The following is an 18,947-nucleotide window of genomic DNA, read 5'->3' as shown; positions in this document are numbered from 1 at the left end:
TTGATGATGAGGCCGGCGTGGCGCTCGGCCATCGCCGGTTGTCCATCCTGATTTGTCGCCAGCCGGGCGTCAGCCCATGGAGTCAGCGGATGGCCGTTATGTGCTGGTCTACAACGGCGAGATCTACAATCACAGGGATCTGCGCGCCGAGCTCGTGTCTGCGGGCACCGCACCGGACTGGCGCGGCCATTCCGATACCGAAGTGCTGCTGGCCGGCATAAGTTTCTGGGGGCTTGAAGAGACCCTGAGGCGCAGCAACGGCATGTTTGCGCTGGCGCTGTGGGACCGCAAAGAGCGTGCCCTGACTCTGGCGCGTGATCGCTTCGGCGAAAAGCCGCTCTATTATGGCTGGGTCGAGGGTGGCTTTGTGTTCGGGTCGGAACTCAAGGCATTGAACGCGCATCCACATGTGCGCCGCGAACTGGACCGCGATGCGCTTTGCCTTTTCCTGCGTCATAATTACGTGCCGACACCGCATAGTATCTGGAAGAATATCAGCAAGCTGCCGCAGGCTCACTATCTGACGCTGAGCGGGACCGGTTCCCGGATTTTGAAATGTTACTGGAGCTTTGAAGAGGCCGCACTGCGCGGACAATACAGCGCACGTGCTGATACGCCTGCAATGCTGGATGAACTTGAATCGCTGCTCAAGGATGCCGTGCTGCGCCGCATGGACTCCGATGTGCCAACGGGCGCTTTTCTGTCCGGCGGCATAGACTCCTCGCTGATCGTAGCACTGATGCAGGCGCAATCTGCATCGCCTGTGAAGACCTTCTCCATGGGTTTTCATGAAAAAGCCTACAATGAGGCGGAACACGGCAAAGCGGTTGCGCGCCATCTGGGCACGGATCATACAGAGCTTTATGTCCAGCCCCGCGATGCGCTGGATGTGGTGCCGCAACTACCGCACATTTGGGATGAGCCGTTCGCGGACTCGTCGCAAATCCCGACCCTGCTGCTGAGCAAGCTGACCAAGGCGCATGTGACGGTCAGCCTTTCCGGCGATGCGGGGATGAAATCTTCGGCGGCTATAATCGTTATTTTCAGGCGGTATGGTTGCGTCGCAATATTGGAAAACTGCCGTCGGGTCTGCGCCGGATGCTGGCGCGCGCCATGCAGAGCCCGCAGCTCGGAACCGTGCTTGGGGCAGTCAATACCCTGCTGCCGGCACGCGTCCGGCAGGCCGCGGTCGCAGACAGGCTGCCCAAGCTGGCAAGCCTGCTTGAGGCAGATACGGATGATGCGCTGTATCGCCAGTTGGTGTCGCACTGGTCACAGCCGGAACAGCTTGTGATTGGCGGGCGCGAACCGGGAACGCTGATCGCCAGCACGCCTTTTCCGCAGCTCGATTTCGCGCACCGGATGATGGCGATGGATACCCTCACGTATCTGCCGGATGACATACTGGTGAAAGTGGACCGCGCCAGTATGGCCGTCAGCCTGGAAGCTCGGGTGCCGTTTCTGGATCATCGTGTGGCCGAGTTCGCCTGGCAGATGCAGCTCGATGCAAAGATAAACGGCAACACGGGCAAGCTGCCGCTGCGTAGGCTGCTTTATCGGCATGTCCCGCAATCCATTGTTGATCGCCCGAAAATGGGCTTTGGCGTACCCGTTGAAGCCTGGCTGAAGGGCCCGCTGAAGCATTGGGCGGAAGACTTGCTCGATCCCCGGCGCATAAAGGCGCAGGGCATTTTCGAGCCTGATATCATCACGCGCTACTGGCAGGAACACCAACAGGGCCGCCGACGCTGGCACAATCACTTATGGGATGTCCTGATGTTTCAGGCTTGGTGGGATGCTCAGTATAGCGCGAGCTGAGCGGCGATAATGCCGTCAATTCCATAGCGGGCTTCAGCGTCGGCTCGGGCCGCTTTGCCAAGTCGCTCCCGAAGTTCTGGATCATCGAGCAGGCGTGCAATGGCAACTGCCAGAGCACCAGCATCGCGCGGTGGGACGAGCAGGCCGTTTTCGCCATCGCGCACGACGTCGCGGCAGCCTGTGGTGTCTGTCGTCACGAGCGGCAGGCCCGCGGCGGCCGCCTCGATAAGCGCTTTGGACAAGCCCTCGCGATAGGATGCCAGGACATAGACTGTGGCGCGGGCCAGAATTTCGGGAATGTCGGAACGCTCGCCCCACCACTCGACATCACCTTGACGTACAGCCGTCTCGAGTTCTTCAATCGGGATGGCGGTGGGATTCCCGGGTCCGGCGCGCCGACAAGGACGAATCGTGCCTCGGGATGGCTGCTGCGCAGCTGACGTGCAGCCGCGATAAACTCCCGCACACCCTTATCCGCCAGCATCCGGCAGGTCTGCACGACCATAGGACGAGCGGTATCTTCGTCAGATCTCTGTTTCGGCGTAAATCTCTCCAGATCAACCCCAGACCCCGTGATCAGCTGCAGGCTATCGGGCTGGACCAGTTGTCGCTGTAGAAAAAATGTTTGTCATCAGGATTTTGGACGATAACGGCCATGTCGCGATGGCGAAGACATAGTCGATACAAGGCGGTTGCCAGTCCAGCCTTCCAACCTCCGCCCGTAAAAGATAACCCATACCGGAAATGGCGTTCACCACCCTGTTCACACGGGCCATTCGGGCAGCTACAGTACCATAGAGTACCGGCTTGAGGGTGACATGATGGACAATGTCGGGCTGCCAATACCTGTAGAGTCGGCATAACCGAGCCAGCGTCATCATGTCACGTAGTGGGTTCATGCCGCCGCGATCCATCTTCAGGTCCATCCATGTGAGGCCATGCTGCTGAATCGCATCGACACCAGGGCCGTCTGGCGTGCATACAGCAACCTCAAATCCATGGGATCGTGCCGCCAAGGCTAAGGGCAAGCGATGAGTCACAAAGAATTTTGCCGGACTAACGACGTACAGCAAGCGTTTCTGGCTTCTTTCAGGTTTTGCCATTTTTCAATATATACCCTAAAAATATCTATCACTGCTCCATCTAAAATAAATTGTACATAGTCAAGCAAAACTCTTGAATGGTATAAGTATAGTTTGAGAAGGGAATTGTTTTTGTATGGCACGCCAGCCGCTTCTATTTCTTGAGCTGAATGAAGTCAATTTTGACTATCTCCTGGGGTATATAGAACGTGGAGAATTACCGACTCTGCGCAAGTTTTACACAATCATGGCTTTGCCCGCACAACATCTGAACAGCGCTATGAGGAACTGGAACCCTGGATACAATGGGTCACGGCCCATACGGGCCTAGCCTTTGCCCAGCACGGTATTTTCCGCCTCGGGGACGTCGTCAATCATGACCTCGTTCAAATTTGGGAGCAGCTTGAAGAAAAGGCCTCAAGGTCGGTGCCATCAGCCCCATGAATGCAAAATGCGCCTGAAATCTCCGGCATTTTCGTGCCGGACCCTTGACGCCGACCGAAATCATCGCACCTGGCCCAGTAAAATCACTTTACAGAGCAGCATCCCAAGCTGTGAACGACAATGCACAGTCCCGGCTGACCACCCGCTCCGTTCTTGATCTACTTTACGGTGCAGCCGTCTGCGCGGCACCGGCACACTATTCCCGCTATTATGAATATGCACGCCGGTCAATTTCGCGAGGCTGGTTTAAATCCATGTTTCTTGACTTGCTTCTTAGTGATGTCTTCGCGTGGTGCCTCAGGCGAACGAGGCCAGATTTTGCCTCTCTTTTCCTGAATGCAGGCGCGCACATTCAGCATCATTACATGTATTGTTCGCCTATTTATAAAGGTACACGTCGAAACCCGGATTGGTATGTTCCGGCTGGGGCAGACCCCTGCTCGATATTTACAGGCTATACGATCAAGTCCTCGCGAGAATTCAGCGCTGCTTGCCTCACGCGCGGATCATGATCGCGACCGGCCTCCACCAAGAGCCTTACCCCGAGCAAAATTCTACTGGCGGCTCAAAGATCACGCCACCTTCCTCAGGGCGATCGGCGTTCCTTTCGCTTCAGTGGAGCCGCGCATGTCCCGAGACTTCATCGTCCGCTGCCAGGACGAGGCTGAGGCGGCACGAGCTCAAGTGCTGCTGGCCAATGCGCGCGGCGATGATGGGCAAGACCTGTTCGAAGTGGACAATCGTGGCAGCGATCTCTTTGTCATGCTCACGTATCCGGACGACATTGCAGAAGATTTCGGCTTTACCGTCGGCAACGTGCCCTATCAGCGGCTGCGCGACTCTGTGGCATTCGTCGCCATCAAGAATGGCGAGCATAATGGAATAGGGTATTTCACGGATAGCGGCGCAAGACTGGACCCGGTGGCAGACCAATTCCCGCTGTCGAAGCTCCCGGAGCGCATCCGTGCAGCCCTGGGGCTTGGCCAGCTTGGATTGGCGTGATTACGCAGCGCGAGCGAACGGAGGAAATATGAAGTTTGGTGTTGTGTTTTCCTTAGCGTTAGTGGCGGCAAATTCGCCAACCTATGCCCAGAATGCTCAGGTGATACAGCTCATCACCGAACTTGATTCTCGCTCCCGAAACCCGACGATGGTGCGATCCTAGACGCGGTAACGATCACTGCCAAGGCGAGGGCGAGTGCGCAGAAGCTATGTCAGCCCACGTCCATCACGATCGTTGAAACCACCCCGATCACTGGCTCGATCAATCCTTGAGGGTGTATTGAACAATAGTCTACGTAATGGCTGGTCCGTTTATGCCCGGCACAATGGTTGCCCGAAGAACGATGTCTTTCGGTATGCCGTTCTCCAAAACCCGACTCATCGTTGCTTGCAGTCACAACCAATGAGGGAAAATCCTACGCAAATCTGTCAATCATGCGCGACACCAGCGGCCAGGCTGCTGCCGCAGCATACATGACTATCAAGAAAATGGATGCGAGCTGTGCGCCTAACGATGTACAATTTGGCCGAACTCGTATTGACTCCGAAGACAAAGATCTGGGTCCGGATATTTATGGCGTTCGTTATGTCGGTTCGTGGAAGGAAGTTTGGCAATTCACCATTTGCGGGCGGACTGCTGAAGTCCCCATTATATTCCGCGCGGATGGTGATGGCGGGGCCTATACCGATATCAAGAGCGCAGATATTGTAGTGTTGCCTAAATCTTGATTAGAGTGATTTCCAGGCAGATGGACTCATCTTCTGGTTGAGGAATCGCGGCAAAACAAAAACATAGAGCGGCGATCTGATTCGATCAGATCGAAAACCGCTCAAAATATCAAGCTGAGCTGCGCTGTAAGCCACAGTGCTCTTGGGCTATACTGGCAGAATTTGATATCAAAGTAATGAGAGTGAAGTATTGGTGGAGCCGAGGGGATCGAACCCCTGACCTCTACAATGCCATTGTAGCGCTCTCCCAGCTGAGCTACGGCCCCACGTCCAGATGACCGGTCGGGATCCCGGTCAAATTTCAGGAGGCGCACGCATAGTCCAGAGTGCGTGCGCCATGCAAGCCCGTTCGGGCCTATTCGTCCTCGCGGTTCGGGTCAACCACGTCCGCGAGGTCGGCATCGTCGTCGTCGATGCTGACGTCACCGGTCGACTCGTCGTCGTCCTCGACATCGAGGTCGGCGTCGTCGACCAGCAGGTCGGCGTCCTCGATCTCGCCATTGCCGGCCTGCGGTGCCTGCTCCTGGAAGGGCAGCGGCTGCTTCGATTTCAGGATCGGCTCCGGCGTCCAGGCATAACCGCAGTTGATGCAGGTCACCGGGTCGGCCTTGCCCATATCGTAGAAGCGCGTGGCGCAGCGCGGGCAGCTATGCTTGGAACCCCACTCGGGCTTGATCACCGGTTGCCTCCATGACGCCGCGCGCCTTCGAGGGGCGTATGCGGCGATAAACCGAACGGATAAAGCGCGGCGAGGGGCTGGCCCTGCCGCGTGGGGCGAGCGCTTGCCATAGCGTCATGCGGCTGTCAAAGAGTTTTCGTTTTCGCCTCACCCCTGTTTTCCTCGTGTCGTGGAAGCGACGTTCGCCACACGATGATATTGGCGCTGACGCGAACGTCGATTCTGGAAAGGGCATGAGAAACAATGGGTTGCTCATGCTCTTTTCGAAGCTGAAATCCAGCCGGACCTGATATTGAGTGTGATGAGTTCAGATTCGGGACACGAGGACGCCATGCACAGCCCCGAGACCGATGCGCCGCGCCCGCTGATCGCCAGCGCCTCTCCGGCCCTGAGCGGCCGCGTGCGCGTGCCAGGCGACAAATCCATCTCGCATCGTGCCCTCATGTTCGGGGCGCTGGCGGTCGGCGAGACGACGATCAGCGGCCTGCTCGAGGGTGAGGATGTGCTCTCGACCGCTGCAGCGCTGCGTGCGATGGGCGCGACCATAACCCGCGCCGGCGACGTCTGGCGGGTCTGGGGTGTCGGCGTCGGCGGCCTGCTGGAGCCGGAGACGGTGCTCGACATGGGCAACTCGGGCACTTCGACGCGCCTGCTCATGGGGCTGGTCGCCAGCCATGCCATCAGCGCCACGTTCACCGGCGACGCTTCACTGCGCAAGCGGCCGATGGCGCGGGTGATCGAGCCGCTCAGCCGGATGGGCGCCAGCTTCGTGGGCCGTTCGGGCGGGCGTTTGCCCTTGACCATGACGGGCGTCGTGCCCGCACTCCCCATCACCTACCGGCTTCCGGTCGCCTCGGCTCAGGTCAAATCCGCTGTGCTGCTCGCGGGGTTGAACGCACCCGGCCACACCACGGTCATCGAGCCGGAGCCGACCCGCGACCATAGCGAGCGCATGCTGCGCGGCTTTGGAGCGGATGTGCGGGTGGAAGATACACCCGAGGGCCGGGCCATCACCATCGTCGGCGAGCCGGAGCTGCACGCGTGCACGATCGTGGTGCCCGGCGATCCCTCGTCGGCGGCGTTTCCGGTGGTGGCTGCAGCGATCCTGCCCGGCTCCGATGTTGTGGTCGAGAATGTCGGCCTCAACCCGACGCGCAGCGGCCTGTTTGCCGTGCTGCAGGCCATGGGCGCCGACCTCACATTCGAGAACGCGCGCGAAGTCGGCGGCGAACCGGTTGCCGATATCCGGGTCAAGGGCACAAGCCTGCGTGGCGTCGAGGCACCGCCGGAACTGGCGCCGACCATGATCGATGAATACCCGATCCTGATGGTCGCCGCCGCGCTGGCGCAGGGGCGCACGGTGATGCGCGGTATCGCGGAGCTGCGGGTCAAGGAGTCGGATCGCATTGCCGTCATGGCGCGCGGGCTGGCAGCGTGCGGCGTCGCGGTCGAGGAATTGCCGGACGGCATCATCGTCACCGGCAGCGGCGGCGACCCGGTTCCGGGGCGACCGTCGCCAGTCATCTCGACCACCGGATCGCCATGAGCTTCGCAGTGCTGGGTCTGTGTGCGCGCTCACCAATCATCATCGACGACGCCCGACCGATCGCCACAAGCTTTCCGGATTTCGTCGCGCTTCTGACGAGCCTGGGCGCGGAGCTGCGGGCATGATCATCGCTGTCGACGGGCCAAGCGCGTCCGGCAAGGGGACGATCGCCCGCGCGCTCGCCATGGCTCTGGGCCTGCCGCATCTTGATACCGGGCTGCTTTATCGTGCGGTCGGGCAGGCGACGCTTGCAGTCGGCGACGACCCCGCGGATGCGGCGGCAGCCGCGGCGCACGCGCGGCAGTTGCGGCTTGATGCGCTGGACGATCCGGCGCTGCGCTCGGATGAGGCGGCGCGCGCTGCCAGCATGGTCGCTGCGCACCCTGTGTGCGGGACGCGTTGCGGGATTTGCAGGTGCGGTTCGCGCGCCAGGCCGGCGGCGCCGTGCTGGATGGCCGCGACATCGGCACCGTGATCGCACCGGACGCCGACCTGAAGATTTTCGTGACCGCCAACGCCCAGACGCGAGCGGAACGCCGCTATGCCGAGCTGCAGGCGAGGTGCCTGCCGACCAGCCTGGCCGCAGTCGCGGCAGACATCGCCGCGCGCGACGCCCGCGATTCCGGCAGAGGTGCGGCGCCGCTGCGCATGGCTGAAGACGCAATCTTGCTTGACACCACCAATTTGAGTATAGACGCCGCGATTCAGTCCGCCCTTGCGCTGGCTGATGCTCGACGCGGCACTCGCGCGATCGTCGACGGCGCTTTGAGCGCTGCGGACGAACAGCCGAAACGCTAGTCACCGAATCCGGCCGCACACACGGTGGAAAGCCATCGTGGGCGCAGCCGTTATGCATTGAACCCAGGCCGCTATCCGGAATCCGGATGGCGGTAGACCGCCGGAGACAACCGGTCGGCCCGCAACAATGACTGAAAGGACTTTTTAGAATGGCATCTCAAGGATTTGGCTCCGCGCGCGATGAATTCGCCGCAATGCTGGAGCAAAGCTTCGGCGCGGAAGGTGGTTTTGAAGGGCGCGTGGTCAAGGGCCGTGTGACCGCCATCGAAAACGACATGGTCGTGATCGACGTCGGACTGAAGTCGGAAGGCCGCGTGCCGCTGCGCGAATTCGCAGCGCCGGGCCAGCAGGCGGACATCAAGGCCGGCGACGACGTCGAAGTTTATGTCGACCGCGTCGAGAACGCGAACGGCGAGGCCATGCTCAGCCGCGACCGCGCCCGCCGCGAAGCCTCGTGGAACAAGCTGGAAGAGCAGTTCCAGGCTGGTGAGCGCGTCGAAGGCGTGATCTTCGGTCGCGTCAAGGGCGGTTTCACCGTCGATCTGTCGGGTGCCGTGGCGTTCCTGCCGGGCAGCCAGGTCGATGTACGTCCGGTGCGCGATGTCGCGCCGCTGATGGACATTCCGCAGCCGTTCCAGATTCTGAAAATGGATCGCCGTCGTGGCAACATCGTAGTGTCGCGCCGCGCGGTGCTCGAGGAAACCCGCGCCGAGCAGCGTACCAGCCTGATCGCCAACCTGGTGGAAGGCGCAATCGTCGATGGCGTGGTCAAGAACATCACCGATTACGGTGCGTTCGTTGACCTCGGTGGCGTCGACGGTCTGCTGCACGTGACCGACATGAGCTATCGTCGCGTTGCCCACCCGTCGGAAGTCATCAACATCGGCGACACCGTGCGCGTGCAGATCGTCCGCATCAACCGCGACACCCAGCGCATTTCGCTCGGCATGAAGCAGCTTGAGTCGGATCCGTGGGAAGGTGCGGAGGCCAAGTACCCGATCGGCGGTCGCTTCTCCGGCCGCGTGACCAACATCACCGACTACGGCGCCTTCGTGGAGCTGGAAGCCGGTGTGGAGGGTCTGGTCCACGTCTCGGAAATGAGCTGGACGAAGAAGAACGTGCACCCGGGCAAGATCGTCTCCACCAGCCAGGAAGTGGATGTGGTGGTGCTGGAGGTCGATGCGGACAAGCGCCGCATCTCGCTCGGCATCAAGCAGGCGGCGGAAAATCCGTGGCTTGCCTTCACCGAGCGCCATCCAGTGGGCTCCGTCGTCGAGGGCGAGGTCAAGAACGCCACCGAATTCGGCCTGTTCATCGGGCTGGATGGCGATATCGACGGCATGGTGCACATGTCGGATATCGCCTGGGGCGTCTCTGGCGAGGAAGCGCTCGGCCGCTACAATCGCGGCGATGCAGTGAAGGCGGTCGTGCTCGACGTCGACGCCGAGAAGGAGCGCATCAGCCTCGGCATCAAGCAGCTCGAGGACAACCGTGCGCAGTCCGCGCCGGCTTCGCCATCGTCGAACGCCGAGATGCGTCGCGGCGAGACGGTCACTTGCACCGTCGTCGAGGTGAAGGATGCCGGCATCGATGTGCAGGTCGGCGACAGCGGGCCGATTGCGTTCATCCGCCGCGGCGACCTGTCGCGCGACCGCGACGAGCAGCGTCCGGACCGCTTCCAGGTCGGCCAGAAGGTCGATGCGTTGATCGTCGGGATGGATCGCCAGACTCGTCGCCCGCAACTGTCCATCAAGGCGCGTGAAATCGCCGAAGAGCAGCAGGCGGTGGCCCAGTATGGCTCGTCGGACTCGGGCGCATCGCTCGGCGACATCCTCGGGGCGGCGCTCAACCGGGCCCGCGACAATACGGATCGCGACGCGTAACGATACGCCTGCGGGATCTTTGTTTTAGAAAATGAACAACCCGCGCACCGCGAGCGGTGTGCGGGTTTTTCGTGCGCAGCGGGATGTGGCCATGCCGTAACGGCATAAAAATCCTCTTCCAGATCAATATTTTCTGGACGTTGCCGGATTCATGCCATAGCGTTCAGGCAAAAGAAGACGCAGCAGAATACGCATTGGTAGCGAGCCGTCGTGCCCAGCGAGGGGCTGGCAAGACGCTCGCTCAGGCTTCTCAACAGCGCGCGGGGTGTTCCATGATAAAGTCGGAACTGGTCGATAAACTGGCCCAGCAACACGCCCATCTTTTGCATAAAGACGTCGAGCGCATCGTCGCGACCGTCTTCAACGAAATCTCGGAGGCCTTGGCCCGCGGCGACCGTGTGGAGCTGCGCGGCTTCGGGGCCTTTTCCACACGCGGCCGGGATGGCCGCACCGGCCGCAACCCGCGAACCGGCGAGCCGGTAGTGGTTGACGCCAAGCGCGTCCCCTATTTTAAGGCGGGCAAGGAACTGCGCGAGCGGCTCAACAAGTAAGGCCGCGGGTCTGGCTTGATGCCCGGGACCGCTGGCGGCCCGAACAGGACATTGACCGAACATGCGGATCGTCACGCTGCTCTTCTCCATTCTGCTGGCTGCGGCCTTCGCCTGGTTCTCGGCGCGCAACTGGATGGAGGTCACGCTCAATCTGACGCGTGATCTCGTGATGGTCCTGCCTTTGCCGCTGCTGCTCGCCGTGTTCGCGCTGGTTCTGATCTTGCCCATGATGCTGCTGCACGCCTTCGTGCGCTGGGGGTTGCGCCGGCGGATTTCCCGGCTGGAGAAACTCATCGTCAACAAGGATGCGGAGATCGCGACGCTGCGCGGCAGACGTGGCGCACCTGCGGAGCCGGCGGCGGTCGGGATCGGCGGCGAAACCCTGCCGATCGCGCGCGAAGCGCTCTAGAGTTGGAAGGGGTCTGCGCGTGGCGGCGACATCACCGATCTATTGTGCGCTCGATGTGCCGTCTGTCGATGCGGCGATTGCGCTTGGGCAGCAGGCTGCTCCCAGCCTCGGCGGCATCAAGCTGGGCCTGGAATTTTTCTGCGCGAACGGGCTCAGCGGGGTCAGGGCGGTCAACGATGCCGCCGGCCTGCCGCTGTTTCTCGACCTGAAGTTCCATGACATTCCCAACACGGTGGCGGCGGCCGTGCGGTCGGTCATGCCCGCGCGCCCGGCGATCCTGACGGTTCACGCGCAAGGCGGCGTGGCGATGCTCCAGGCTGCGCGCACAGCAGCGCACGACGCGGCGGCGACGCTCGGCGTGCCGCCGCCGCGCATCGTCGCCGTGACGGTGCTGACCAGCCTCGACTCGGGCGATCTGGCGGAGATGGGTGTCGTGGCGCCGCCGCACGAGCAGGCACTGGTGCTTGCGGCCCCGCCGCGCGGGCATGGATGGTGTGGTCTGCTCGGCGGCGGAGGTTGCAGGCGTGCGTGCCGCCTGGCCGGAGGGGTTCCTCGTGACTCCGGCATCCGCCCGCTCGAGAGCGCGGCCGGCGACCAGAAGCGGGTGATGACGCCGCGCGCGGCGCTTGCCGCTGGTTCGGATGTTCTGGTGATTGGCCGGCCAATCACGGACGCCGCCAACCCGGCGGAAGCTGCACGAATGATCCTGGCGAGCTTATGACGCTCGACATCAAAATCTGTGGCTTGCGCACGGTGGAGGCGGTCCGGGTCGCAGCGGATGCCGGCGCGACCCACATCGGCTTTGTACTGTTTCCGGCCAGCGTGCGGCACGTCCCGCTGGCGACGCTGGGCGACCTGCTCCGCGAGGTGCCGTCGCACGTGCAGACGGTCGCCGTGCTGGTGACGCCGGACGATAAGCTGATCGACGATGTGCTGGCCGCAGGGCGCATCAATGTCCTCCAGGTCCATGAGGTCGACGATCCCGTGCGCATCGCTGCACTGCAGGATCGCACCGGGCGGCCAGTCTGGCGCGCGCAGGGCGTGCGCACCCGCGCGGACGTGGATCTTGGCCTTGCCTATGCGGCGGTCGCCGATCGCATTCTTTTCGACGCCAGGCCGGACCAGCCGGAGCCGGGCGCGAGCGCAGTCCCGGGCGGCACCGGGCGGACGTTCGACTGGTCGCTGCTGGAAGGCGTGACCGTACCGGGGTGGGGCTTGTCCGGCGGCCTGACGCCGGAGAATGTCGGGCAAGCGGTTCGTCGCCTGCGCCCCGGTCTGGTCGATGTGTCTTCGGGCGTCGAGGCGGCGCGGGGTGTCAAGTCCGCGGACAAGATCGTCGCCTTTGTCGCGGCGGCGCGCAGCGCCTGACGCTGGACAGCCCGCCCGTGGGCATCGTAAGAGCCGACACTTCCGTTCACCAGAGTCCCCGGATGGCATCAGTACCCAACAGCTTGCGCAGCGGCCCGGACGAGCGCGGCCACTTCGGCCCCTATGGCGGCCGCTATGTCGCCGAAACACTCATGCCGCTGATCCTCGACCTTGAGCGGGCATACCGGGCGGCCCAGGCCGATCCAGCGTTCGAGGCGGAACTCCAGGACCTGCTGGCGCATTTCGTCGGCCGGCCCAGCCCGCTCTATTTCGCGGAGCGCCTGACCCGGCATCTGGGCGGGGCGAAAATCTATTTCAAGCGCGACGAGCTGAACCACACCGGCGCGCACAAGATCAACAACTGCATCGGCCAGATTCTGCTCGCCCGCCGCATGGGCAAAACCCGGATCATCGCCGAGACCGGTGCCGGGCAGCATGGTGTCGCGACTGCCACGGTCGCCGCCCGCTTCGGCCTGCCGTGCGTCGTCTACATGGGCGCGCGCGACATCGAACGCCAGCAGCCCAACGTGTTCCGCATGAAGCTGCTGGGCGCCGAGGTCCGGCCGGTCACCAGCGGCGCGAAGACCCTCAAGGACGCCATGAACGAGGCGCTGCGCGACTGGGTGACCAATGTGGAGGATACCTTCTACATCATCGGTACTGCCGCCGGGCCGCATCCCTATCCGGAGCTGGTGCGCGATTTCCAGTCGGTAATCGGCCGCGAGACCCGCGAACAGATGCTGGCGCGCGAAGGCCGCCTGCCGGATACGCTGGTGGCCGCCATTGGCGGCGGCTCCAACGCCATCGGCCTGTTCCACCCGTTTCTGGACGAGCCGGACGTCGCGATGGTCGGCGTCGAGGCCGCGGGCCATGGCGTCGAGACCGGCCAGCACGCCGCCTCCTGACCGCAGGCCAGCCCGGCGTGCTCCATGGGAACAAGACCTATCTGCTGCAGGACGCCGATGGTCAGATCGTCGATGCGCACTCGATCTCGGCCGGGCTCGATTATCCCGGCATCGGGCCGGAGCATGCCTGGCTGCGCGATCAAGGCCGCGTGACGTATGTTTCGGTGACCGACGCCGACGCGCTGGCGGCATTCCAGACCGTCTCCAGGCTGGAAGGCATCATTCCGGCGCTGGAGCCGAGCCATGCGCTGGCCGAGGTGATCCGCCGGGCACCGACCTTGCCTTCAGACCATCTGCTGGTCGTCAACATGTGCGGGCGGGGCGACAAGGACATCTTCACCGTTGCCGCAGCGCTGGGGTAACGCTGTAATGCCGGATCGCTTGACCCGCCGCTTCGCGGCCTGCGCCGAGCAGAACCGCGCGGCGCTGGTGACCTTCGTCACTGCCGGCGATCCGGATGCCGCGACGTCTGCCGCCATTTTGCACGCGCTGCCCGCTGCCGGCGCCGATGTCATTGAGCTGGGCGTTCCGTTCACCGATCCGATGGCGGACGGTCCGGCGATCCAGGCCGCCAATATCCGGGCGCTCGCAGGCGGCATGACGCTGGCGCGCGTTCTGGAGATGGTGCGCGGCTTCCGCGCGCAGGATGCCGACACCCCGGTCATCCTCATGGGGTATTTCAACCCGATCTTTCACTATGGTGTCACCCGCTTCGCGCAGGATGCGCAGGCCGCGGGCGTCGATGGCGTGATCGTCGTCGATGTGCCGCCGGAGGAAGACGCAGAACTGCGCCGCTGCGCGCTGTCGGGCTGCATGTGGTGCGGCTGGCGACACCAACGACGGACGCCCAGCGCCAGGGTGCAGTCTGCGCTGCGGCGTCGGGCTTCCTGTATTACGTCTCGGTCGCCGGGATCACGGGCGGCGCAAGCGGTGCGCTCGACGCCATCCGCGCCGCCGTCTCGCGCCTGCGCGCGGCAAGCGGTCTGCCGGTCGCAGTGGGCTTTGGCATCCGCACACCGGAGCAGGCCGCCGGCATTGCGCGTATAGCTGACGGCGTGGTCGTCGGGTCAGCGCTTGTCGCCTTGGCCGGCGAGGGCCCTGCGGCGGCGGCGACCGAGCGGGTGGCCGCCGAAGTCCGTGCGCTGGCAACCGCCGTGCGCAACGCCCGATCGGCGGAGGCGGCATGAGCTGGCTCACCCGACTTCGCAACAAGGTCAGCCAGGTCGTCAAGCGCGATACGCCCGACAACCTCTGGCAGAAGTGCGGCAACTGCGGCCAGATGATCTACAAGAAGGATTTTCTGGCGAACCTCAGTGTCTGCAGTCACTGCGGCCACCATGAGCGCATTGGCCCGGAGGACCGCTTCGCCCAAACCTTCGACGGCGGCCAGTACGAACTGTTGCCGGTGCCGGCACCGCGCGAGGATCCGCTGAAATTCCGCGACCAGAAGCGCTACGTCGACCGGCTGAAGGATGCGCGGGCGTCCACGAAATCGACCGAGGCCATGCAGGTGGCGGCCGGCGCGGTCGGCGGCGTGCCGACTGTGGTCGCCGTGCAGAATTTCGCGTTCATGGCCGGGTCCATGGGCGTGGGCGTCGGGGAAGCGTTTCTGACGGCAGCACGGGCCGCGATTGCCCGCAAGGCACCGTTTGTCATCTTCACGGCCGCCGGCGGAGCGCGCATGCAGGAGGGGACGCTGAGCCTCATGCAGATGCCGCGCACGACGGTTGCGATCGCCGAGCTGCACGAAGCCGGGCTGCCCTATATCGTCGTGCTGACCGACCCGACGACCGGCGGCGTCACCGCTTCTTACGCCATGCTGGGCGATATCCAGATCGCCGAGCCGGGGCCTTGATCGGGTTTGCCGGGCAACGGGTGATCGAGAATACCATCCGCGAAAAGCTGCCGGACGGGTTTCAGCGCGCGGAGTATCTGCTCGAGCATGGCATGCTGGACATGGTGGTGCCGCGCAGCAGGCTGCGCGAGACTCTGGTGCGCCTGATCGGCCTCATCATGCTGGCGCGCCCCGGAGCGCGCGGCCATCCCCGCCGTCCGCTGACGTTTTTCGCCATGACCGCCGCCGCCATCGACGCCCTGACCGCCGAGATTCGCACCCTGCACCCGGCCGAGATCGATATGTCGCTGGCGCGCATCGAGCGGCTGCTGGCGGCGCTTGGCAATCCGGAGCGACGTCTGCCGCCGGTGTTCCATGTCGCAGGCACCAATGGCAAGGGCTCGACCGTCGCGTTCCTGCGCGCCTGCCTGGAGGCGGCCGGGCTGCGCGTGCATGTCTTCACGTCGCCGCATCTGGTGAACTTCAACGAGCGCATTCGCGTTGCCGGCAAGCTGATCGCTGATGACGCCCTGCTGGCGCTCTTCCGTGACATGCTGGAAGTCAACGCCGGCCAGCCGCTCACCATCTTCGAGGCGACGACGGTTCTGGCGTTCCTGGCCTTCTCCCGCACCCCGGCCGACGCCTGCGTGCTGGAAGTCGGCATGGGCGGCCGGCTGGATGCGACCAATGTGGTGCCGGACCCCGCCGTCTGCGGCATCGCGCAGCTTGGCCTGGACCATACGGCGTTTCTTGGCACCACCATCCTGCAGATCGCTGCCGAGAAAGCCGCGATCGCTGCCGGGCGCCAATCTCGTACTCTCCCGCTATGCGCAGGCGGTGACCCAGCGCTGCGCGGAAGTCGCGGGCGTTGCCGGCGCGCGGGTTGTGCTGCGGGGGCGGACTGGGAGGTCGCACGTTACGGCGAAGCGATGCATTACCGCGATGCGTCAGGCCGGCTCGAGCTGCCGCTGCCGCGCCTGCTCGGGGCCCATCAGGTCGACAATGCCGGGCTGGCGATCGCCATGCTGCGCCATCAGTCGCGGGTCGCCGTTCCCGAGGCGGCAATCCGCGCCGGCATCGGGTGGGCGGAGTGGCCGGGGCGGCTGCAGGCCATCGAGAGCGGGCCGCTGCATGCGATGCTGCCGCCGAACGCGCGGCTCACTGTTGACGGCGCGCACAATCCGGCCAGTGCAAGGGTGCTGGCCGATGCGTTGTCGTTGTTCGCCGAGCGGCCGATCACCCTGATCCTGGGGTCGTCGGCACCAAGAGCGCCACGGAGATCGTACGCGCCTTTGCCGGCAAGGTGGCGCGGCTTTATGCCGTGCCGGTCCGGGACATGAGTGCCACGAACCCGCGCATCTGGCGACGATGGCAACCGAGGAAGGCATCACCGCCTATCCGTGCAACTCGATCGAGGAAGCGTTCGACCGCGTGGCGGCCAGCCCGGCCCATCCGCCGCCGCATGTCGTCGTTGCCGGGTCGCTGTATCTGGCGGGCGATATCCTCAGGCGGTCCGGCCTCGCCCCGCAGTAGCTCAGCCGATATCGTTGGCGCTGACCTGGAAGCGCTCGGAATAGCGCTGGGTGATGCCCTCGACCGGCAGCAGGATGAACACGTCGACAGTGTTGAACTGGCGGTCGATGAACGCGCCGTCGCCGATCATGCAGCCCGTGCGCAGATACCCCTTGATCAGCGGCGGCAGCGCCTTCAGCGCCTCGCGCGTATCGTAGGCGCCGATCGGCAGGCGATCCATCGGGACATAATGCTCCGGCAGTGCGCGCACGCGCAGGTCGGCCGGAACCAGGTGATTGTGATAGAGATAGCTCAGCGCGACCTTGTGCTCATCCGGGTCGGTGCCATGCAGGATGCGCAGCCGAACATGTAGCCGATGCTGTGGGTCTGAAGATAGGTCGCGATGCCGCGCCAGAGCAGCTGGATGGTCGCGTTGTTGCGGTACGGCTTGGCGACGCAGGAACGGCCAAGCTCCAGCAACTGGCGGCCGGCACCGATCTTGTCCTGGAAACGCAGATCGAGCAGCGGCGAGAGATCATATTCGCCGGACGAATAGAAACCGCGGTGCTGCTGGGCGACCAGCTGGCGCAGCAGCCGGTAGGTGCCGACGACGTGCGGTTCGCCGTCCGTGCCGTGGTCGATCACCAGCAGGTGGTCGCAGATGGAGTCGTAGGCGTCGATATCGAGACGATAGCGCTCCATCTCGGCGGTCGGGCTGGCACCCATTTCGTTGTAGAAGATGTCGTATCGCAGGGCCTGGGCCGCGCGGATTTCTTCTTCCGACGTTGCCAGCCGCACGTCCAGTTGACCTATGCGGTGAATGTAGGGTGCTGCCGCGAGCGTCGCCGCTGCGACGGCCGTCGAGCCGAAGCTAGAGTATGTCATTGAATATACGGCCTGTTCTATTGTCTTGCCGAGTCATCAGCGCACAGTTCCGACGCTTGTAACGCGCGAAGCTATCGCCGATTGCGGCACTCGTGTCAAATTTGTGGCGATGATTTGACGAAATCATTGCGCTGAAGCGTGTTACTGTGCCCGTATTGCCGCAGAGACAATGCCGCTGCGCCAGATCAGCCACAGCAGCAGCAGCCCCGGCAGGGCGGCAAGCGTGGTGAAAAGGTAAAGCCCGGCCAGCCGAAGCCCTCGGCAAGATAGCCGCTGGGGGTCGAGAGAAATGTTCGGCCGACTGCCGCCAGGGAGGACAGCAAGGCATATTGGGTCGCGGTGAAGGACGCGTTGGTGAGGCCGGAGAGGTAGGTCGCGAACACCGTCAATCCGAGGCCGCTGGTGAAGTTCTCGATACCCACGGCGACGCCCAGCGCCCAGGGCTGATGGCCCAGCAGCGCCAGGGCGGTAAAGCCGAGGTTGGAGGCCATCATCAAAACCCCGGACCAGAACAGCCCGCGCCCCATGCCCGCCCAGCTCAGGAACATCGGGCCGACGGCGGTGCCGGCGATCAGCGCCCAGAAGCCGACCGCCTTGTTGGCCGCGATATACTCGGTGTCCGTGAAACCAAGCTCGACGATCATGGGCGAGAGCATGATCTGCCCCATGGCGTCGCCGATCTTGTAGATCATGATGAACAACAGGATCAGCAGCGCGCCGCGCCGGCTGAAGAACTCGCGGAACGGGCCGGCGACCGCGGTCGACATCCAGCGGGCGAAGGACCAGTTTTCGAGCGGGCGCTCCTTGTGGGTCTCGCCGCACCACAGCGCCGCCGCCCAGCCGGCCAGGATGCACAGGGTGCTAAGGCCATAGGCCCCGGCCCAGCCAAGCGACGCTCCCTCCGGCGACGCCAGCCACACCACCAGCGCGCCGCCGATCAGGGCGCTGCCGACGCGGTAACCGAACTGGTTCATGGCGGTGCCGTACGCCAGCTGCTCGTCCGGCAGGATTTCGATGCGGTAGGCATCGATCACGATGTCCTGGGTCGCGGACAGGAAGGCGGTTGCGACCGCCCATAGCGCGAAGCCGCCGAGATCGTTCACCGGGTCGCTGCGGCCGAGCATGATGACTGCGATCGCCAGCAGCACCCCGGTCAGCACCAGCCAGGACCGCCGGTGGCCGATCAGCCCGCTGAGGATCGGCAGGCGCCAGCGGTCGATCAGCGGTGCCCACAGGAATTTCAGCGTGTACGGCGTGGTCAGGCCGACGGCAAAGCCGATGGTCTTCTTGTCGACGCCGACCTTGGACAGCCAGTAGGTCATGGTCGCCAGCAGCAGCGTCAGCGGGAAGCCGCTGGCGATCCCGAGCAGGAACGCCGCGATGGGGCGGGGCTGGAAGTAGAGAAGCAGGTTGGAACCGGCTTTGCCGACGGACGTCATGACGGCACGCTAGCGCCAAAGTGCGGTTGCGCAAGCGGTTTCCGGTTATCTTTCCGTTTGAAG

15 protein-coding genes, 1 tRNA gene and 6 pseudogenes are annotated in these 18,947 nt (G+C 63.7%); 15 read left to right on the top strand and 7 right to left on the bottom strand.

Annotated elements, in window-relative coordinates; translation table 11 throughout:
• Positions 1–76 precede the first annotated feature (76 nt).
• Positions 77–1,818, top strand: a pseudogene (gene asnB / locus E6W36_RS23070) (asparagine synthase (glutamine-hydrolyzing)).
• Here asnB and E6W36_RS05985 read toward each other — a convergent pair.
• Both E6W36_RS05985 and E6W36_RS05980 read right to left on the bottom strand, forming a co-directional pair.
• Complete coding sequence (locus E6W36_RS05985) at positions 1,800–2,228, bottom strand: glycosyltransferase (protein WP_222874411.1); 429 nt, start codon at positions 2,226–2,228, stop codon at positions 1,800–1,802. The pseudogene asnB and the gene E6W36_RS05985 sit on opposite strands and share 19 nt — an antisense overlap.
• Positions 2,229–2,405: 177 nt before the next feature.
• Complete coding sequence (locus E6W36_RS05980) at positions 2,406–2,921, bottom strand: glycosyltransferase (RefSeq protein WP_222874050.1); 516 nt, start codon at positions 2,919–2,921, stop codon at positions 2,406–2,408.
• 1,050 nt (positions 2,922–3,971) lie between these two features.
• On the opposite strand from E6W36_RS05980, the gene E6W36_RS05975 reads away from it, so the two are divergent.
• Together E6W36_RS05975 and E6W36_RS05970 are read left to right on the top strand one after the other, a co-directional pair.
• Complete coding sequence (locus tag E6W36_RS05975; protein WP_222874049.1) at positions 3,972–4,346, top strand: hypothetical protein; 375 nt, start codon at positions 3,972–3,974, stop codon at positions 4,344–4,346.
• Positions 4,347–4,781: 435 nt separating this feature from the next.
• Positions 4,782–5,075 carry a hypothetical protein gene (locus tag E6W36_RS05970; RefSeq protein WP_222874048.1) on the top strand — a complete coding sequence of 98 codons (294 nt, stop codon included), beginning with the start codon at positions 4,782–4,784 and terminating at the stop codon, positions 5,073–5,075.
• Between the two features lie 191 nt (positions 5,076–5,266).
• Here E6W36_RS05970 and E6W36_RS05965 read toward each other — a convergent pair.
• Positions 5,267–5,341 (bottom strand) — tRNA-Ala (locus E6W36_RS05965).
• Positions 5,342–5,430: 89 nt separating this feature from the next.
• Positions 5,431–5,754, bottom strand: coding sequence for an FYDLN acid domain-containing protein (locus E6W36_RS05960; protein WP_222874047.1), 324 nt, complete (start codon positions 5,752–5,754; stop codon positions 5,431–5,433).
• A gap of 331 nt (positions 5,755–6,085) precedes the next feature.
• Here E6W36_RS05960 and aroA point away from each other — a divergent pair.
• The 12 genes and pseudogenes from aroA (at position 6,086) to E6W36_RS05905 (ending at position 16,581) form a co-directional block, all read left to right on the top strand.
• Positions 6,086–7,425: pseudogene (gene aroA / locus E6W36_RS05955) on the top strand (3-phosphoshikimate 1-carboxyvinyltransferase).
• Positions 7,422–8,098, top strand: a pseudogene (gene cmk, locus E6W36_RS05950) ((d)CMP kinase). The pseudogenes aroA and cmk overlap by 4 nt, the downstream one beginning before the upstream one ends.
• Positions 8,099–8,247: 149 nt before the next feature.
• Positions 8,248–9,981 carry a 30S ribosomal protein S1 gene (gene rpsA, locus E6W36_RS05945; RefSeq protein ID WP_222874046.1) on the top strand — a complete coding sequence of 578 codons (1,734 nt, stop codon included), beginning with the start codon at positions 8,248–8,250 and terminating at the stop codon, positions 9,979–9,981.
• Positions 9,982–10,253: 272 nt separating this feature from the next.
• On the top strand, positions 10,254–10,532 hold the full coding sequence (gene ihfB / locus E6W36_RS05940; protein WP_222874410.1) for an integration host factor subunit beta: 279 nt from the start codon (positions 10,254–10,256) through the stop codon (positions 10,530–10,532).
• A 61-nt stretch (positions 10,533–10,593) separates the two neighbouring features.
• Positions 10,594–10,941: a hypothetical protein gene (locus tag E6W36_RS05935; protein ID WP_222874045.1), complete on the top strand. Its 348-nt coding sequence runs from the start codon at positions 10,594–10,596 to the stop codon at positions 10,939–10,941.
• A 19-nt stretch (positions 10,942–10,960) separates the two neighbouring features.
• Entirely contained in the window at positions 10,961–11,662 is a 702-nt protein-coding gene (gene pyrF, locus E6W36_RS05930) for an orotidine-5'-phosphate decarboxylase (protein ID WP_222874044.1), read from the top strand.
• Complete coding sequence (locus E6W36_RS05925) at positions 11,659–12,309, top strand: phosphoribosylanthranilate isomerase (protein ID WP_222874043.1); 651 nt, start codon at positions 11,659–11,661, stop codon at positions 12,307–12,309. Before pyrF ends, E6W36_RS05925 begins: the two co-directional genes overlap by 4 nt.
• A gap of 62 nt (positions 12,310–12,371) precedes the next feature.
• Positions 12,372–13,576 (top strand): annotated as a pseudogene (gene trpB, locus E6W36_RS05920) (tryptophan synthase subunit beta).
• Positions 13,577–13,583: 7 nt separating this feature from the next.
• Positions 13,584–14,401, top strand: a pseudogene (trpA, locus tag E6W36_RS05915) (tryptophan synthase subunit alpha).
• Positions 14,398–15,242 (top strand): annotated as a pseudogene (gene accD, locus E6W36_RS05910) (acetyl-CoA carboxylase, carboxyltransferase subunit beta); the annotation flags it as partial. The pseudogenes trpA and accD, both read left to right, overlap by 4 nt.
• Positions 15,228–16,388 carry a bifunctional folylpolyglutamate synthase/dihydrofolate synthase gene (locus E6W36_RS18220; RefSeq protein ID WP_342776848.1) on the top strand — a complete coding sequence of 387 codons (1,161 nt, stop codon included), beginning with the start codon at positions 15,228–15,230 and terminating at the stop codon, positions 16,386–16,388. The pseudogene accD and the gene E6W36_RS18220, both read left to right, overlap by 15 nt.
• 28 nt (positions 16,389–16,416) lie before the next feature.
• On the top strand, positions 16,417–16,581 hold the full coding sequence (locus E6W36_RS05905; protein ID WP_222874042.1) for a hypothetical protein: 165 nt from the start codon (positions 16,417–16,419) through the stop codon (positions 16,579–16,581).
• 1 nt (position 16,582) lies between these two features.
• Here E6W36_RS05905 and E6W36_RS18215 read toward each other — a convergent pair whose 3' ends face one another.
• The 3 genes from E6W36_RS18215 to E6W36_RS05895 form a co-directional block, all read right to left on the bottom strand.
• The gene (locus tag E6W36_RS18215; protein ID WP_246048187.1) at positions 16,583–16,831 is read right to left on the bottom strand and encodes a hypothetical protein; all 249 of its coding nucleotides are present in this window, start codon (positions 16,829–16,831) and stop codon (positions 16,583–16,585) included.
• Between the two features lie 41 nt (positions 16,832–16,872).
• Positions 16,873–17,445, bottom strand: coding sequence for a GNAT family N-acetyltransferase (locus E6W36_RS05900; RefSeq protein ID WP_246048186.1), 573 nt, complete (start codon positions 17,443–17,445; stop codon positions 16,873–16,875).
• A gap of 185 nt (positions 17,446–17,630) precedes the next feature.
• A complete protein-coding gene (locus E6W36_RS05895) occupies positions 17,631–18,884 on the bottom strand; it encodes an AmpG family muropeptide MFS transporter (protein ID WP_246048185.1) in 1,254 nt (417 codons plus the stop codon).
• Between the last annotated feature and the right edge of the window lie 63 nt (positions 18,885–18,947).

The sequence above is a fragment of the Hankyongella ginsenosidimutans genome, from assembly GCF_005144965.1.
In the GTDB taxonomy this organism is placed as follows: Bacteria; Pseudomonadota; Alphaproteobacteria; order Sphingomonadales; family Sphingomonadaceae; genus Hankyongella; species Hankyongella ginsenosidimutans.
This window is presented reverse-complemented; position numbering and strand designations above follow the sequence as displayed.

What these genes read in the sequence shown, in the direction of transcription:
- E6W36_RS05980 (WP_222874050.1), bottom strand. Translation starts at nt 2,921, where the DNA reads ATGGCAAAACCTGAAAGAAGCCAGAAACGCTTGCTGTACGTCGTTAGT.
- E6W36_RS05975 (WP_222874049.1), top strand. Translation starts at nt 3,972, where the DNA reads ATGTCCCGAGACTTCATCGTCCGCTGCCAGGACGAGGCTGAGGCGGCA.
- E6W36_RS05970 (WP_222874048.1), top strand. Translation starts at nt 4,782, where the DNA reads ATGCGCGACACCAGCGGCCAGGCTGCTGCCGCAGCATACATGACTATC.
- rpsA (WP_222874046.1), top strand. Translation starts at nt 8,248, where the DNA reads ATGGCATCTCAAGGATTTGGCTCCGCGCGCGATGAATTCGCCGCAATG.
- ihfB (WP_222874410.1), top strand. Translation starts at nt 10,254, where the DNA reads ATGATAAAGTCGGAACTGGTCGATAAACTGGCCCAGCAACACGCCCAT.
- E6W36_RS05935 (WP_222874045.1), top strand. Translation starts at nt 10,594, where the DNA reads ATGCGGATCGTCACGCTGCTCTTCTCCATTCTGCTGGCTGCGGCCTTC.
- E6W36_RS05925 (WP_222874043.1), top strand. Translation starts at nt 11,659, where the DNA reads ATGACGCTCGACATCAAAATCTGTGGCTTGCGCACGGTGGAGGCGGTC.
- E6W36_RS18220 (WP_342776848.1), top strand. Translation starts at nt 15,228, where the DNA reads ATGCTGGCGCGCCCCGGAGCGCGCGGCCATCCCCGCCGTCCGCTGACG.
- E6W36_RS05905 (WP_222874042.1), top strand. Translation starts at nt 16,417, where the DNA reads ATGGCAACCGAGGAAGGCATCACCGCCTATCCGTGCAACTCGATCGAG.
- E6W36_RS05900 (WP_246048186.1), bottom strand. Translation starts at nt 17,445, where the DNA reads ATGACATACTCTAGCTTCGGCTCGACGGCCGTCGCAGCGGCGACGCTC.
- E6W36_RS05895 (WP_246048185.1), bottom strand. Translation starts at nt 18,884, where the DNA reads ATGACGTCCGTCGGCAAAGCCGGTTCCAACCTGCTTCTCTACTTCCAG.